12 protein-coding genes and 2 tRNA genes are annotated in these 15,227 nt (G+C 32.2%); 6 read left to right on the top strand and 8 right to left on the bottom strand.

Annotation, left to right across the window (positions count from 1 at the left end):
- The first annotated feature begins 56 nt into the window (after window positions 1–56).
- Window positions 57–764 carry a dipeptidase PepE gene (gene pepE / locus FLAVO9AF_RS04670; RefSeq protein WP_159685076.1) on the top strand — a complete coding sequence of 236 codons (708 nt, stop codon included), beginning with the start codon at window positions 57–59 and terminating at the stop codon, window positions 762–764.
- 34 nt (window positions 765–798) lie between these two features.
- Here pepE and FLAVO9AF_RS04675 read toward each other — a convergent pair.
- Both FLAVO9AF_RS04675 and FLAVO9AF_RS04680 read right to left on the bottom strand, forming a co-directional pair.
- Window positions 799–871: transfer RNA gene (locus FLAVO9AF_RS04675), tRNA-Gly, on the bottom strand.
- A gap of 93 nt (window positions 872–964) precedes the next feature.
- Window positions 965–1,037 (bottom strand) — tRNA-Gly (locus tag FLAVO9AF_RS04680).
- 440 nt (window positions 1,038–1,477) lie between these two features.
- Here FLAVO9AF_RS04680 and FLAVO9AF_RS04685 point away from each other — a divergent pair.
- Entirely contained in the window at window positions 1,478–3,067 is a 1,590-nt protein-coding gene (locus FLAVO9AF_RS04685) for a murein L,D-transpeptidase (RefSeq protein WP_159685080.1), read from the top strand.
- Here FLAVO9AF_RS04685 and FLAVO9AF_RS04690 read toward each other — a convergent pair.
- Window positions 3,056–3,787, bottom strand: coding sequence for a murein L,D-transpeptidase catalytic domain family protein (locus FLAVO9AF_RS04690; RefSeq protein ID WP_159685083.1), 732 nt, complete (start codon window positions 3,785–3,787; stop codon window positions 3,056–3,058). The genes FLAVO9AF_RS04685 and FLAVO9AF_RS04690 overlap by 12 nt on opposite strands.
- A gap of 201 nt (window positions 3,788–3,988) precedes the next feature.
- On the opposite strand from FLAVO9AF_RS04690, the gene FLAVO9AF_RS04695 reads away from it, so the two are divergent.
- From FLAVO9AF_RS04695 to gpmI, 3 genes are all read left to right on the top strand, one after another.
- Window positions 3,989–6,382: a DUF5916 domain-containing protein gene (locus tag FLAVO9AF_RS04695; protein ID WP_159685086.1), complete on the top strand. Its 2,394-nt coding sequence runs from the start codon at window positions 3,989–3,991 to the stop codon at window positions 6,380–6,382.
- Between the two features lie 150 nt (window positions 6,383–6,532).
- Entirely contained in the window at window positions 6,533–8,959 is a 2,427-nt protein-coding gene (locus FLAVO9AF_RS04700; RefSeq protein ID WP_159685089.1) for a DUF5916 domain-containing protein, read from the top strand.
- Between the two features lie 120 nt (window positions 8,960–9,079).
- Entirely contained in the window at window positions 9,080–10,597 is a 1,518-nt protein-coding gene (gene gpmI, locus FLAVO9AF_RS04705) for a 2,3-bisphosphoglycerate-independent phosphoglycerate mutase (RefSeq protein WP_159685092.1), read from the top strand.
- Between the two features lie 74 nt (window positions 10,598–10,671).
- Here gpmI and FLAVO9AF_RS04710 read toward each other — a convergent pair whose 3' ends face one another.
- The 3 genes from FLAVO9AF_RS04710 to FLAVO9AF_RS04720 are packed head-to-tail and all read right to left on the bottom strand — an operon-like array spanning window position 10,672 to window position 13,134.
- Window positions 10,672–11,559: a 3-hydroxyacyl-CoA dehydrogenase family protein gene (locus FLAVO9AF_RS04710; RefSeq protein WP_159685095.1), complete on the bottom strand. Its 888-nt coding sequence runs from the start codon at window positions 11,557–11,559 to the stop codon at window positions 10,672–10,674.
- Window positions 11,560–11,561: 2 nt separating this feature from the next.
- Complete coding sequence (locus tag FLAVO9AF_RS04715; RefSeq protein WP_159685098.1) at window positions 11,562–12,158, bottom strand: hypothetical protein; 597 nt, start codon at window positions 12,156–12,158, stop codon at window positions 11,562–11,564.
- Window positions 12,159–12,165: 7 nt separating this feature from the next.
- Window positions 12,166–13,134 (bottom strand): Gfo/Idh/MocA family protein, encoded by a 969-nt coding sequence (locus FLAVO9AF_RS04720; protein ID WP_159685101.1) that lies wholly within the window; start codon window positions 13,132–13,134, stop codon window positions 12,166–12,168.
- Window positions 13,135–13,300: 166 nt separating this feature from the next.
- Here FLAVO9AF_RS04720 and FLAVO9AF_RS04725 point away from each other — a divergent pair, with 166 nt between their 5' ends.
- Window positions 13,301–13,942, top strand: a complete 642-nt coding sequence (locus tag FLAVO9AF_RS04725; RefSeq protein ID WP_159685104.1) for a protein-L-isoaspartate(D-aspartate) O-methyltransferase — start codon at window positions 13,301–13,303, stop codon at window positions 13,940–13,942.
- Between the two features lie 57 nt (window positions 13,943–13,999).
- On the opposite strand, the gene FLAVO9AF_RS04730 is transcribed toward FLAVO9AF_RS04725, so the two are convergent.
- Window positions 14,000–14,638: a hypothetical protein gene (locus FLAVO9AF_RS04730; RefSeq protein ID WP_159685107.1), complete on the bottom strand. Its 639-nt coding sequence runs from the start codon at window positions 14,636–14,638 to the stop codon at window positions 14,000–14,002.
- A gap of 61 nt (window positions 14,639–14,699) precedes the next feature.
- Window positions 14,700–15,152: an SsrA-binding protein SmpB gene (gene smpB / locus FLAVO9AF_RS04735; protein WP_159685110.1), complete on the bottom strand. Its 453-nt coding sequence runs from the start codon at window positions 15,150–15,152 to the stop codon at window positions 14,700–14,702.
- Window positions 15,153–15,227 lie beyond the last annotated feature (75 nt).

Below are 15,227 nucleotides of genomic sequence, written 5' to 3' on the forward strand. Positions count from 1 at the left end.
AATTTGTTAATTAAAAATTCGTTTTTATACCTTTATCACTTTAAAAAAAAAGAAAAATGAGAAATTGTATTATAGCTAGTACATCTACTTTGCACGGTGGTGGGTATTTGGATTATTTAATGGCTGATTTAAAATTGCATTTTGCTGGATGTCAAAGTATTTTGTTTATTCCGTTTGCACGACCAAGTGGTATAACACACGATGAATATACGCTCAAAGTTGCTCAGGCATTTGCTAAAATTGATATTGAAGTAAGAGGAATTCATGAATTTGAAAATCCTAAAAAAGTGATTCAAGATGCTAAAGGTATTTTTACTGGAGGAGGTAATACTTTTCTTTTGGTAAGTCAGTTGTACAAATTTGATTTGATGCATTTATTGTCTGAAACTGTAAAAAAAGGCACACCATATTTAGGAACGAGTGCAGGAAGTAATATTTGTGGCTTGAGTATGCAGACAACTAATGATATGCCTATTATTTATCCTCCAAGTTTCCAAACGTTAGGTATTGTTCCGTTTAATCTTAATCCGCATTATTTAGATCCTATTGAAGGTTCTACTCATATGGGAGAAACACGTGAAACTAGAATTAAAGAATTTCATGCTTTTAATGCAATACCAGTTTTAGGTTTAAGAGAGGGGAGCTGGCTTGAAGTAAAAGGAGATGTTGTTGCTTTAAAAGGAGATTTAAAGGCTCGTTTGTTTTTACAAAACCAAGAACCTGTTGAGTTGGAATCAGGTTCTGACTTGAGTAGCTTAAAATAAAAAAGCCGAAACAAAATGTTTCGGCTTTTTAAAGAGCGAAAGACGAGGCTCGAACTCGCGACAACCAGCTTGGAAGGCTGGAGCTCTACCAACTGAGCTACTTTCGCATTAATTTTTTTCAAAAATAAATAAATTTAAAACTTATGTCAAGTTAAAATTTAAAAATTTTATAAGAACTTATAGAATCGAATTCTACTTAGAGCGAAAGACGAGGCTCGAACTCGCGACAACCAGCTTGGAAGGCTGGAGCTCTACCAACTGAGCTACTTTCGCATTATTGTGGTGCAAATATAGATAAACATTTCACTTATTTGCAAATTTTAGAACAAAAAAAAATCACCCCAAAAAGGCAGTTGTTTATAATTAATTTAAAACTAAATTGTTATACATTTATTTTTTTATAAAAAAAATGATGCACATAGAAGAAAACAATGAATTAGCAGTTACTTTTGTATCAATACACCCAAATAGTGTGACAAGAATAGTCAATTGTATGTTGTTATTTTGAAAGTGATGATAGATGAAATCTCTTTTTTTTCCATTTTTGCCTTGAAATGATTTTTAGGCATAACTTATTTTTCCCGAAAGTTGTTTTAGTAATCATATATTTTAAATAGTCATAATTTCAAAGTATATCAATTTTAAATCAAAATGAAATGAGGGATTTGAATTATGATTATGATTCTCGTTCTGTTGTGTTTAAATCAATTAATATGAAACAATTTTACCTTTTGCTTATTTTTTTATTGTTGCTAAGTTGTAATAAACAAACAGACACTTCTGTAAAAACAATAAAAACTAAAGCTGAAATTATACCGAAAATTAAGGTAGAAGGTAATGCTATTGAAATTGATAGCGCTGTAGTTTTATCTTTCGAAAATAAAAAACTACTTGAATTTTATAGAGCTACAGGATTTAAAACCGTATGGCAATCAGATATGCTCCGTAAAGTCGTTTTGAATGCCATAAAGGATTCACATAAAGAAGGGTTGTTTCCTGATGATTATAAAATAAAAGTTTTAGAAGCATTAGAAAATAAACACGCTCTTCTTAAAAAGAAGGATTTGATTAACTATGATTTAGTATTAACTCTAAATACTCAATTGTTTTTAACTCATTTAAAACTAGGAAAGTTAGACCCAAAAAAAATATACAATAATTGGGATATTGAGAGAGCACCTTTTGATGTAAACGAATTACTCGCTGAATCATTTGCTAAAAAAGATTTTGTAGCAACAATTGATAGTTGCAAGCCAAATTCAAAAGTTTACAATCAATTAAAAAAAGCTTTAGAGTTGATTGAGGAGTTTTCTGATTCTGATTTTTCTTCTATTGCATTTACAGATAAAATAGTTGCCAATGATACTAATCCTAAAATTATAAGCATAAAAAAAAGATTATTATTTTGGAATGATTTGAATAGTTCAGATAGTTTGACGGCAATTTATGATTCTAAAACTGTTGCTGCAATGAAACGTTTTCAAGTGAGACACGGACTTGCTCCAGATGGTGTAATTGGAGCAGGAACAATTGAGGCATTAAATTTTTCTAAATCCAGTAGGAAGAAGCAAATTTTGGCTAATCTAGAGCGTTGGAGATGGTTTCAGATGGTTCCAGATGAAGATTATATAGTTGTTAATATTCCGGATTATAAATTAATTGTAGTAGAAAATAACGATACTACAATTACTCAGAAAGTTGTAGTGGGTACAAATAAAAGAAAAACACCAATATTGAATTCGTATTTAAAAACAGTTGTGTTAAATCCTACTTGGACCATACCTCCAACTATTTTGAAAGAAGATGTAGTTCCGGCTATGAAAAGAAATCGTAATTATCTTTCAAATAAGAATATTAAAATCTATGATGCGAGTAATAATGTAGTTTCCCCAGAGAATTGGAATGCCTCTAAACCTCATAACTATAGATATGTCCAAGAGCCTGGTCCTAATAATACGCTTGGAGAAATGAAAATTTTATTTCCCAATCATCATAGCATTTATTTGCACGATACGAATCATCGTAACTTATTTGGTTTGAACAATCGTTCATTGAGTTCGGGTTGTATTAGAGTAGAAAAACCGCTTGAATTAGCTGGGTATTTTTTGAATCATTCTGAAAGTTGGTCCAAAGAAAAAATTGATTCTGTTGTTGCCACAAGAAAAACACATTATGTGAAAATTGAGAAAAAATACAATCTTTATATCTGGTATTGGACAGCTTGGAGTTTAAATGGTAAGCTTCAATTCAGAAAAGATATTTATGATTATGACGCTGCTTTGTATGAAAAACTAAGAACTTAATTTTTCTATTACCTCTTCAGATTTTCTTGAAGGATGATAAATAAACAAAATCGACTGCTCCTTAATAGTATTAATGATTGGTAAAGTTAAATCATTTGGTAATGCTGGACATCCTTGACTTCTGCCTAATCTTTTGTGTTGCCTGATAAAAGATTCAGAAACATAATCAGCACCGTGAATAACCACTGCTCTAGAACGTGCATTACAGTTTATCCCTTTTTCTAAACCATCTAATTTAAGAGACAATCCGTGTTTTCCTTTGTATACTTCTCCCGTTACATAAAAGCCAAGGCTACTTTGGAAAGAAGATGTTTTATTTGAAAAATTCGTTGCAAACTCTTCTCCAGTATTTCTTCCGTGTGCTACTAATGATTGAAATAATACTGTATTTGTTGCTAAATCAATTACCCAAAGTCTTTTTGTATTTGATGACAAACTAAAATCAACTAAGGTTAAAATTTCTTTTTTAACCAATCCTTTTTCTTTTAGTCTATAATAGCCTTTTAATGCTTCTGAAAAGCTATCAAATTGAGGAAGGATAAATTGATTAGCGTTTAAATTATGATAGACAGACTCAACTATTAAATCAGCTTTGGATTTTAAGTTGGTTGCATGCTCAAATTTGTTTTTACGATTTTTATTTTCTTCAGATACTGAGTTGTTAATTGAAAAGGAACTCAAAAAGAATAAGGCAATAGTAAGGAAAGCGCTATAAATCATTGATTGTCTTTTAATTAATCACTTGTTTTTGGTTTGCAAATATACAACAAAAACGCTTTTATGATTAAAAAAGTGTAGTACGTCGATAAAATTTAACACTTCATCGATTTGTATTTTTCAAAAGAATATTGTGAAATAAAGTTAACATTAGCTTGTTTATATGTTAAATTTTATATTTTTACTGTATATAAGCACCCCAAAATGAAAAAAAAGTACTTGTTTTTACTTGTTTTATTGATTATTTCAAAAAATATAGTTTGGTCACAAAAAAAAGTTTTAGTGACGAAATCTACTACGGAAAACATAACTATTGATGGGAAATTTAACGAGAAAGCTTGGATTAACGCTGACGTAGCGACTGATTTCGTGATGTTTGAACCAGATAATGGTAAGCCAATAAGTGCCGATAAGAAAACAGAGATTAAAATTATTTATGATAACAATGCAATTTACATTGCAGCTTCAATGTATGATAATGAACCTGCCAAAATTCAAAGAGAAATAACCAATAGAGATGTTTTTGGAGTTTCGGACCATTTTTCTGTTTTTATTAATGGATTTAATGATGGGCAACAAGATTTTAGATTTTTTGTTAGTGCTGCTGGAGTTCAAATGGATTGTCTTGCTACAGAAGATTTTGAGGATTTTTCGTGGGATGCGATTTGGGATAGTAAAGTCGTTCTGACAGATTTTGGTTGGACTGTTGAAATGAAAATACCCTATGCTGCCTTGCGTTTTTCAAATCAAGAAAAGCAAACTTGGGGAATTAATTTCATGCGAGAAATCAAAAGGGATGTTCAAAAATATACTTGGAATTTAGTAGATACCAAAATTGGAGCAGTGATTCCTCAAGCTGGAATATTAGAAGGAATTTCTAATATTGATACACCAACCCGACTTTTTTTAATCCCTTATTCATCCATATACAATCAAAGAAATGACATTGGTTCAGAAACGACTTTTAAAGCGGGTTTGGATTTGAAATATGGTATAAATGATTCCTTTACTTTAGACGCTATTTTAGTTCCGGATTTTGGTCAAACTAAATTTGATAATGCCATTCTGATTCTCGAGCCCTTTGAACAACAATTTCAAGAAAACCGCCCTTTTTTTACTGAAGGAACCGATTTGTTTACAAAAGGGAATTTGTTTTATTCCAGAAGAATTGGTCTCGCACCTACAACCGAGGTCAATCTTAATCCAGATGAAGAAATTACCAATTATCCTAATTCGGTAGACTTAATCAATGCAGTAAAAGTTTCTGGTAGAACCCAAAAAGGATTGGGTGTTGGTTTTTTGAATGCTGTTACCGAAAAAACATTTGCTACTATAAGAGATACAATCACCAATTCTCAAAGAAAAGAAGTAATCGAACCTCTTACGAATTATAATGTTTTAGTTTTTGACCAGCGTTTTAATCAAAACTCATCGGTAACTTTTATCAATACGAATACTACACGAAATGGAGGTTTTAGAGATGCCAATGTTTCTGGGCTTTTATTTGATTTAAGTACCAAAGCAAATTCGTATAATTTATATGGAGATTTTAAGTACAGTACTATTAATGATGTTCAAGATTATAACGGTTATAAAACCGCAATAAATTTTGCCAAAACTAGTGGAAAATATCGCTATTTATTTTCAGGTAAATACATTTCTGAAAATTATGATATCAATGATTTAGGGATTATTTTTTATACCAATTATCACGGTTTTCTAGCTAATGGAAGTTATAGAATTGTCAATCCAACCAAAGTCTTCAATACTTTTAAAGTAGAACAAGAATTCAATGCCGAGATTCAAAATACATTTGGAAAACTTCAGGAGGCTTGGTATAAGACGGTTTTAAAAGGAACTACTTTAAACAATGACTATTTTGAGTTTGCTTTTGTTGCTAATCCATTGGTAACATATGATTTTTACGAGCCTAGAGAGTACAATCGTTATGTTTTTATTCCCAAAAGAGTATCGTCTTATTTTGGAATTGAAATGAACAGAAATCATCCTTTTACATTTGATTTAACCATTTCAGGTGCTAAATTTGATGAAGAAGGAAGGTATAATTATGGTTTTTATGCCAGTCCAAAGTATCGCTTTAATGATAAATTGTCGTTGGCTTATGCAGTCGATTATTTGAATAAAAAAAATGATAGGGGATGGGTAGACACTACAACTGATGGAATTATTTTTGCTGAACGCAATAGAGAATACATTCAACATGATTTTACAGGTAAGTATGCAATAAACGAGAAAATGACTGTAAATTTAACAGCACGTTACTATTGGTCTTATGCTAGGAATCATGAATTTCTAACATTACAAGATGACGGAAAGTTAGCTCCGAACACTTTATACAACGAAAACAAAAATCGAAATTTTAATTCTTGGAACTTTGATTTATCCTATACTTGGTGGTTTGCACCAGGTAGTCAATTGTCTTTTTTATATAGAAACTTTGCTTTAGACAGAACAGATGCTGTTGAAAAGAATTTTTCGACCAATTTCAAAAATGTTTTAAATAACAATTTGACCACTAATCTGTCTGTAAGTATTCGTTATTTTATTGACTACAATACCATAAAGAATAGCTTTTAGTTTTTGTAGCCAAAATAATGACTTTTTTAATAATCAAGATTCGTTTTGAAATGATGAAATGAAAATTAGTTTGTAAAACTGTAACAAACTTTAATTTAGTAAGTCTATTAATGAAATTCAGACGCATTCATCATCAATCAATCAGATTCTATGAGATTTTTTCTTCTTATCAGTGGACTTCTATTTACTTTTTTTGGCTATAGCCAAAAGAAAAACCTCGAAACAAAGTTTATCACAACTCCCATAGTAATTGATGGTAAAATAAACGAGCAATCTTGGGAACAAGTTGCTTCTGCTACCGATTTCGTGATGTTTCAACCAGATAACGGAAAACCTGTTATTCCTGAAAGAAGAACAGAAGTTAAAGTACTTTATGATAATACAGCTATTTACATCGCTGCAAAGATGTATGATAATGAGCCTAATAAAATCTTGAGAGAAATTTCAAAAAGAGATGATTTTGGTACGGCTGACTTTTTTGGAATTTTCATTAACGGTTACAATGACGGACAGCAAAATTTTCAATTCTTTGTCAATGCCGCCGACGGACAAGCCGATTGTTTGGCAACAGATTCAAATGGAGAAGATTATTCTTGGGATGCGGTTTGGGACAGTAAAGCCGTAATTACCGATTTTGGTTGGGTAGTTGAAATGCGAATTCCTTATGCCGCGTTGCGTTTTTCTCCTGAAAAAGTGCAAACTTGGGGCGTTAACTTTTTTAGAGAAATACGTAGAGACCGTCAAAAGTATTCTTGGAATTTTATTGACTCAAAATTAGGAACGTTCACGCAACAAAATGGGGTTTTAAAGGGTATAGCAAATATAGAAACCCCAACACGTTTGTTCTTTTTACCGTATTCTTCGTTTTATTTGAATGCCAATGACCAACAAAAAACGAAAGGTACTTTAAAAGGAGGCTTAGATTTGAAGTACGGAATTAACGATGCGTTTACGCTTGATGCCATTTTGATTCCAGATTTTGGTCAAACCAAATATGATGATGTGATTTTAAATTTAGGTCCATTCGAACAACAATTCAATGAAAACAGACCCTTTTTTACAGAAGGAACAGACTTGTTTAGCAAAGGGAATTTGTTGTATTCTCGACGAATTGGTGGCGCACCGACTAATTATCCTATCACAGGAACAAATGAAATAATTACAGATAATCCTGCAAGTGTAAACTTGATTAATGCTTTAAAAATATCAGGAAGAACCAAAGGTGGTCTTGGTATTGGAGTTTTGAATGCGGTTACTGAAAAGACCACAGCAACTATTACAAATACTGTAACGGGAGATTCACGCAAAGAAGTGGTAGAACCTTTAGCGAATTATAATGTCTTGGTTTTGGACCAGCGTTTTAGAAAAAATTCGTCAATTGCGTTTGTAAATACTAATGTGACCAGAAACGGTGATTTTAGAGACGGGAATGTTTCTGCTTTGGTTTGGGACTTGAATACCAAAGCCAATACCTACAACTTGTCTGGCGATTTTAAATACAGTTATGTTAATGAAGATAAAATTAAAACGGGTATTGCTACTCAATTAAACTTTGCAGAAACATCTGGGAACTATCGCTATAGTTTAGGTGCCGATATGTATACCAAAGATTTTGATAACAATGATTTGGGAATCAATTTTGAGACGAATTATTACAGTTTTTATGGAAATGCCAATTATCGAATTCTAAACCCAACCAAGCGTTTTAATGGTTTTAGAGTGAACTATAATAACTTCATTCAATTTAACAAAGAAACGGGGCAAGTTCAGGGAAGCAATATCAACATCAACACCAATATTGAAACGTTGAAGAATAATTCTTATGGTTTTGGAATCAATTGCAATCCATTTGAACGTTATGATTATTACGAACCACGTCAAGCTGGAAGATTTGTTATTACGCCCACAAGCTACAGTTTTTGGGCTTATTATTCTCGTAACTATAACTATAAATTTGCCTTTGATATCAATCCAGAATATTCAAAAGCAGATGAGCCGGGGAGAGATTTTATTGGGATTACTCTTAGTCCAAGATATCGTTTCAATGATAAATTGGCTATGGTTTATGATTTTAGTTATTCCAGACGCAACAATAATAAAGGTTTTATAGATGTTTTAGGCAATGTTTTTGACTCTTCGGGCAACAATGTGATATTGTTCGCTAATCGAAACGTAGTTACATATGCTCATATTATTTCTGGGAAGTATTCAATTAACAGTCAAATGAATTTTAATTTATCACTTCGTCAATATTGGTCTTATGCGGAAAATAAAAATATTCTTTCATTGACAGATAAAGGTCGATTGGTAGATTATTTGGGATACAATCAAAATAAAAATTCTAGTTTTTATTCATGGAATATGGACTTGTCGTATTCTTGGTGGTTTGCTCCTGGAAGCCAAGTTTCATTTTTGTACAGAAATAGTTCTGCTACTTTTGAAAATGTCATTAATAAAAATTATAAAGACAATATTGATGCTCTTTTGACTAATGAAAAATTACAACATACGCTTTCGGTAAGCGTTCGCTATTTTATTGATTACAACGAAATCAAAAATCAATTTGTAAAAAGCTAAATTCAATATTTAGCTATTTATTTGTGATTATTTATCCCCTACAACGATTGAAATTTTTAGGTATATTTTGAAACCTTTTTCGGCTTTTGAAAATTCTTTATCTTTGATAAAAAAATTATCATGAATAAGAAAGTTATACTTATGATTCTTGATGGATGGGGGAAATCTCCTGATCCTAAAGTATCTGCAATAGACAATGCAAATGTTCCTTTTATAAATAGTCTATACGACAACTATCCAAGTGCACAGTTAAGAACTGATGGTTTAAACGTTGGTTTGCCAGAAGGTCAGATGGGTAATAGTGAGGTAGGCCATATGAACCTTGGTGCAGGAAGAATCGTGTATCAAGATTTGGCTAAAATTAATTTGGCTGTAGCCAATAATACTTTAGCAAAGGAACCTGTTCTAATTGATGCTTTTACTTATGCCAAAGAAAACAACAAAAAAGTACACTTTTTAGGATTAGTTTCTGATGGAGGAGTACATTCTCATACTTCGCATTTACGCGGATTGATTACGGCTTCTCAAGAATATGGTTTAGAAAATATATTTGTACACGCTTTTACCGATGGTCGTGACGTAGATCCAAAGTCAGGAAAACAATACATCCAAGATTTAGAAGATTTCATGGCACCAACTACAGCTAAATTAGCTTCTGTTGTAGGTAGATATTATGCTATGGATCGTGATAAAAGATGGGAACGCGTAAAATTAGCTTACGATTTAGTAGTTAACGGAACAGGAAAGCCTACTCAAGATGCTGTTGGGTCTATTGAAGAAAGTTACGCAAAAGATGTTACAGATGAGTTTATTGATCCGTTAGTAGTGGTTGATGCTAATAATCAACCTTTAGCAACTATTCAGGCTGATGACGTAGTAATCTTTTTCAACTTCAGAACTGATAGAGGCCGAGAGTTAACAGAAGCTCTTTCTCAAAAAGATTTTCATGAGCAAAACATGCATAAACTGCCTTTGTATTATGTTACATTGACGAATTATGATGAAACTTACGAAAATGTAAAAGTGGTTTATAACAAAGATAATATTACTGAGACTTTAGGTGAGGTTTTAGAAAAAGCGAATAAAAAACAAATTCGTATTGCAGAAACAGAAAAGTATCCACACGTAACGTTCTTTTTCTCCGGTGGTAGAGAGACTCCATTTGAGGGAGAAACTCGTATCTTGAGGAATTCCCCAAAAGTAGCCACTTATGATTTGAAACCTGAAATGAGCGCATATGAATTGAAAGATGCGTTGGTTCCTGAATTGAATAAAGGTGAAGTTGATTTTGTTTGTTTGAATTTCGCAAATGGTGATATGGTTGGTCATACAGGAGTAATGAGTGCTGCTATTCAAGCTTGTGAAGCAGTAGATGCTTGTGTGAAAGAAGTTATTGAAGCGGCTTTGGCAAATGATTATACTACTATCGTAATTGCGGATCACGGAAATTGCGAAACGATGATTAATCCTGATGGTAGTCCAAATACAGCGCACACTACGAATCCAGTGCCAATTATTTTAGTTGACAAAGAATTGAAAAAAATTAATGATGGTGTGTTAGGTGATATTGCTCCAACAATTTTAGAATTGATGGGTATTGAAAAACCTGCTGTGATGACAAGTCATTCGTTATTGTAAACTGGAAAGCTTATATAAAAACAAACCCCAAAATCAAATGATTTTGGGGTTTGTTATTTTTAGAGAATAAAAAATTATAAAAACATTTTTGAAATTTTTTCAGCTTTTTTGCTCTCACTGTAGTCATAGAATCCTTCTCCTGATTTTACTCCTAACTTTCCAGCACGTACCATATTGACCAATAATGGGCAAGGCGCATACTTTGGATTTTTGAATCCTTCGTACATTACATTTAAAATAGCTAAACACACATCCAAACCAATAAAATCAGCTAATTGTAATGGTCCCATTGGATGTCCCATACCAAGTTTCATCACAGTGTCTATTTCGTAAACGCCTGCTACTTTATTGTACAAAGTTTCAATGGCTTCATTTAACATAGGCATTAAAATTCGGTTCGCCACAAAACCAGGATAATCGTTCACCTCAACAGGTACTTTTCCTAGTTTTTCAGATAATTTCATGATAATTTCGGTAACCTCATCAGAAGTGTTGTATCCTCTAATGATTTCAACTAATTTCATAATAGGCACTGGATTCATAAAATGCATACCGATAACGCGCTCTGGATGACTTACCACAGCTCCAATTTGTGTGATTGAAATTGATGAGGTATTGGTCGCTAAAATGGTGTTGTAAGAACAAACTTCATTTAATTGTTTGAAGATATTCAGTTTTAAATCTACGTTTTCTGTAGCGGCTTCTACCACTAAATCTACACCAACGACTCCGTCTTTGATGTCTGTATACGTAATAATATTGGTAATGGTCTTGGCTTTGTCTTCCTCTGTAATGGTGCCTTTGCTTACCATTCGGTCCAAATTGGCAGCGATGGTTGCCATTCCTTTATCTAATGCTTTTTCAGAAACATCAATTAATTTTACTGTAAATCCGCTTTGTGCAAAAGTGTGGGCAATTCCGTTACCCATAGTTCCTGAACCTATAACAGCTATTGTTTTCATAATTAAATGGTTGGGTTAAAATTGAAGTACTTGTCTAAGTCTTCTTTAATAATTTCGTATTCGTGATCGTTGATGTAATTATTGGTATATAGCCAAAGATATCTTTCGTATTGTATGTTGTAGGGAAGTACTGTGTCAATTACAAAATATTTCTTTCTAAAGTAGTCTTTCTGTTTGATATAAATCAATTCTATAAACTGATCTACCTCGTTAGCATTTTTTTTGGTATATATAAAATACAAAAGTTTGGATGCATCTATATGTTTTTCATTATGTCCATCAAAAAAGGCTTTAATAATCGCTATAAGTACTAGAGAAATTGTTAAAAGACTACTCTGTAAAAACACATTTCCCAATTTATAATTGTCAATAATGAAATAGCTTAGAAATAGAAAATTTAAAGCAAAAGAAAATAAACAAATTAAAAAGAATCCGTCTTCCTTAGATTTAGTTATAAAATGAGTTTTCTTAATTTCTTCGAGAGGAATATTGTATTTTAACTTATGCTTTGAAGTTTCTAAATCAACTATAATTTCCTCCTCAATAATTTCAAAGGATTGTTTTTGGTTTCTGAATTTAATTTCTAATTTGTTTTCCATTCAAAGCCTACTGCTTATTAAAACAATCAATAATTTGATAGGCTACACTTAGGGCTTCTGTTGCTTGTTCTAAAGTAACAACTGGGGTAGTATTGTTGTTAATTGCGTCTGCAAAAGAATTTAATTCGTCTAAAATAGCATTATTTTGTTCTACCTCTGGATTAGAAAAATAGATTTGTTTTTTTACTCCTTCTGCATTTTGTAAAATCATATCGAAATCACCAGGAACTTCCGGAGCATCTTTCATTTTAACCACTTCACATCTTTTTTCTAAGAAGTCAACAGAGATATACGCGTCTTTTTGAAAAAATCTTGATTTACGCATATTCTTCATCGAAATTCTGCTGGCGGTTAAATTGGCGACACAACCGTTTTCAAATTCAATTCTTGCATTGGCAATATCTGGAGTTTCGCTAATAACAGATACACCACTAGCACTTACATTTTTTACTTTGGACTGAACTACGCTTAGAATGGCATCAATATCGTGTATCATTAAATCGAGTACAACAGGTACATCTGTCCCACGCGGATTGAACTCGGCTAGGCGATGGGCTTCAATAAACATTGGGTTTTCAATCATGTTCTTGGTAGCAATAAACGCAGGATTGAATCGTTCTACATGGCCCACTTGTCCTTTTACATTATTTTCTTTGGCTAAAGCGATAATTTCAAGAGCCTCATCAACGGTATTAGAAATAGGTTTTTCTATGAAGACGTGCTTTCCAGATTTAATGGCAACTTTGGCACATTTAAAATGAGAAAGCGTTGGTGTAACGATATCAATGACATCAACAGCATGAATTAGAGTAGCGATAGTTTTGAATTGTTTGTAGCCAAATTCTTTTTCAATTTTTTGACCATTTTCTAGATTTTCATCATAAAAACCAACCAACTCGTATTTTTCTGATTGTTGCAACAAACGCAAATGTATTTTTCCTAGGTGACCAGCACCCAATACTCCAATTTTTAGCATAAGAATGTTCTTTCTACAAAAATAACAATTTAATGAGAATTTCCAATTTTTACAATTCCAAATTAAAGCCTCTTTTTATTAAAAAAAGCTAATTTTTATTTGGTTTTCTTTTTCATTTGGAATTTGAATTTTTAGTTTATTTTTACCGAAATAATTTGTTTTAGATTTGAAAGATACTGCCAAACATCAAGGACTTCGAAATCAATTAGTAAGCCTTTTGCAACAAAAAGGAATAACTGATAAGAACGTGTTAGATGCAATAAGTAAGATACCAAGACACCTTTTTTTGAATTCTAGTTTTGAGGATTATGCTTACCAAGATAAGGCTTTTCCTATCGGAGCTGGCCAAACGATTTCGCAACCCTACACTGTCGCTTTTCAATCCCAATTATTGGAGGTTAAAAAAGATGATAAAGTATTAGAAATTGGCACGGGTTCAGGATATCAAACGGCTGTTTTGTGTACAATGGGAGCAAAAGTGTACAGTGTAGAACGTCAGAATGAATTGTTCAAAAAAACTTCAGTTTTGTTTCCTAAATTAGGCTTAAGGCCCAAGCATTTGTCGTTTGGCGATGGCTATAAAGGTTTGCCACTGCATGCACCTTTTGATAGTATAATTGTAACGGCTGGCGCGCCTATTATTCCAAAACCTTTAATGGCTCAGTTGAAGATAGGAGGTAGGTTAGTCATCCCTTTAGGGGAAGATGTTCAAATAATGACATTATTAATTCGGAAAAATGCCACTCAATTTGAAAAGCACGAGTTTGGAGAGTTTCGATTTGTCCCTTTATTAGAAGATAAAAATTAAATGGAAAAAGGGATTTAAAATAATTTTCAAATCCCTTTTTTTATGGTTATTCAAATGCTACTTTTTTGTTACAGAACCGTCTTTTATCATTTCTTTATAAAGTGTTTTCATGATTTCATCAACTGTTAATCCTATATCAGTGATGTAAGATGATTTTGTAGTCCCTGTCCAAATTAATTTGTTTTTGCTCAGAGAAAAAATGTTAGTTTCTACCATATAATACGTAGTTTCTTGATAGTAACCCGGAGAGTAGAAATTTGGGGAATACATTCCATACCAATTTCCGAAACCATATCCATACATTCCAGTATACATTCCTCCAATTCCTCCATAATAAATGGAAGTATTTGTGCCAGGAACGTAATTGGTTTCTTTTTCTGTACTAACCAAACGCATAGTTAATACTCCATCAAAGTTTTCGTCTTTAAGGATTTTTAATTTCTGTTCATTTGTTAGTTGAAGGTTAGTGCCATTCAAGTATTGAAAAGAAGTCTTGAAAATAGGATTTGCTGAAGCAATTCTGTTTTCAGTTGTTCTACGAGTTGCTTCGTCTTTTACTAAAGCTACTACTAAAACTTTTTTGAATTGTTCTTGCGTGATTGTCGTTTCTGGGTCATTCCAACTGTTTACAATTGCAGTATTGCTACCACAGCTAACAAGTAAAATACAAAATAGGGAAGTTAAATACAATTTCATAATCGTTATTTTTTTGGTTTTAACAGTAAAAATAACGATTATACTTAATAAAAGTTAAAAATCAATACGCTTTTTTTATTCTATCTAAATCTCTTTTAGTGTCTTGCTCTTTTAGAGATTCTCTTTTGTCGTAATTTTTCTTTCCTCTACAAAGACCTATTTGCAGTTTTGCCATACCTTTCTCGTTGGTAAATAGTTTCAGCGGCACAATAGTTAGTCCTTTAGCCTGAACACTTCGAGCTAAGGTTTTTAACTCTCTTTTGTTCAATAGCAATTTACGTTCACTTCTGGCTTTGTGATTGAATTGGTTTCCAAAAGCATACTCTTCGATATATGTATTGATGGCAAATAATTCATTATTACTGAATTCGCAAAAGCTTTCGGTAATATTGGCTTTACCTAAACGAATAGATTTAATTTCGGTACCTACAAGTACAATTCCAGCAGTGTAGGTTTCGATTATTTCATAATCAAAGCGCGCTCTTTTGTTGAGAATGTTAACTGATTTTAGCATAGGACAGCAAATGTAGGATAAAAATAAAAATATTGGAAATATAGTTTTAGTTCTTTTTTTAATACCTGATTTTTA

The sequence above is a fragment of the Flavobacterium sp. 9R genome, assembly GCF_902506345.1.
Taxonomy (GTDB): domain Bacteria; phylum Bacteroidota; class Bacteroidia; order Flavobacteriales; family Flavobacteriaceae; genus Flavobacterium.

Excerpts from the sequence above, each read along its gene's own strand:
- pepE (WP_159685076.1), top strand. The coding sequence starts at position 57 with ATGAGAAATTGTATTATAGCTAGTACATCTACTTTGCACGGTGGTGGG.
- FLAVO9AF_RS04685 (WP_159685080.1), top strand. The coding sequence starts at position 1,478 with ATGAAACAATTTTACCTTTTGCTTATTTTTTTATTGTTGCTAAGTTGT.
- FLAVO9AF_RS04690 (WP_159685083.1), bottom strand. The coding sequence starts at position 3,787 with ATGATTTATAGCGCTTTCCTTACTATTGCCTTATTCTTTTTGAGTTCC.
- FLAVO9AF_RS04695 (WP_159685086.1), top strand. The coding sequence starts at position 3,989 with ATGAAAAAAAAGTACTTGTTTTTACTTGTTTTATTGATTATTTCAAAA.
- FLAVO9AF_RS04700 (WP_159685089.1), top strand. The coding sequence starts at position 6,533 with ATGAGATTTTTTCTTCTTATCAGTGGACTTCTATTTACTTTTTTTGGC.
- gpmI (WP_159685092.1), top strand. The coding sequence starts at position 9,080 with ATGAATAAGAAAGTTATACTTATGATTCTTGATGGATGGGGGAAATCT.
- FLAVO9AF_RS04710 (WP_159685095.1), bottom strand. The coding sequence starts at position 11,559 with ATGAAAACAATAGCTGTTATAGGTTCAGGAACTATGGGTAACGGAATT.
- FLAVO9AF_RS04715 (WP_159685098.1), bottom strand. The coding sequence starts at position 12,158 with ATGGAAAACAAATTAGAAATTAAATTCAGAAACCAAAAACAATCCTTT.
- FLAVO9AF_RS04720 (WP_159685101.1), bottom strand. The coding sequence starts at position 13,134 with ATGCTAAAAATTGGAGTATTGGGTGCTGGTCACCTAGGAAAAATACAT.
- FLAVO9AF_RS04730 (WP_159685107.1), bottom strand. The coding sequence starts at position 14,638 with ATGAAATTGTATTTAACTTCCCTATTTTGTATTTTACTTGTTAGCTGT.
- smpB (WP_159685110.1), bottom strand. The coding sequence starts at position 15,152 with ATGCTAAAATCAGTTAACATTCTCAACAAAAGAGCGCGCTTTGATTAT.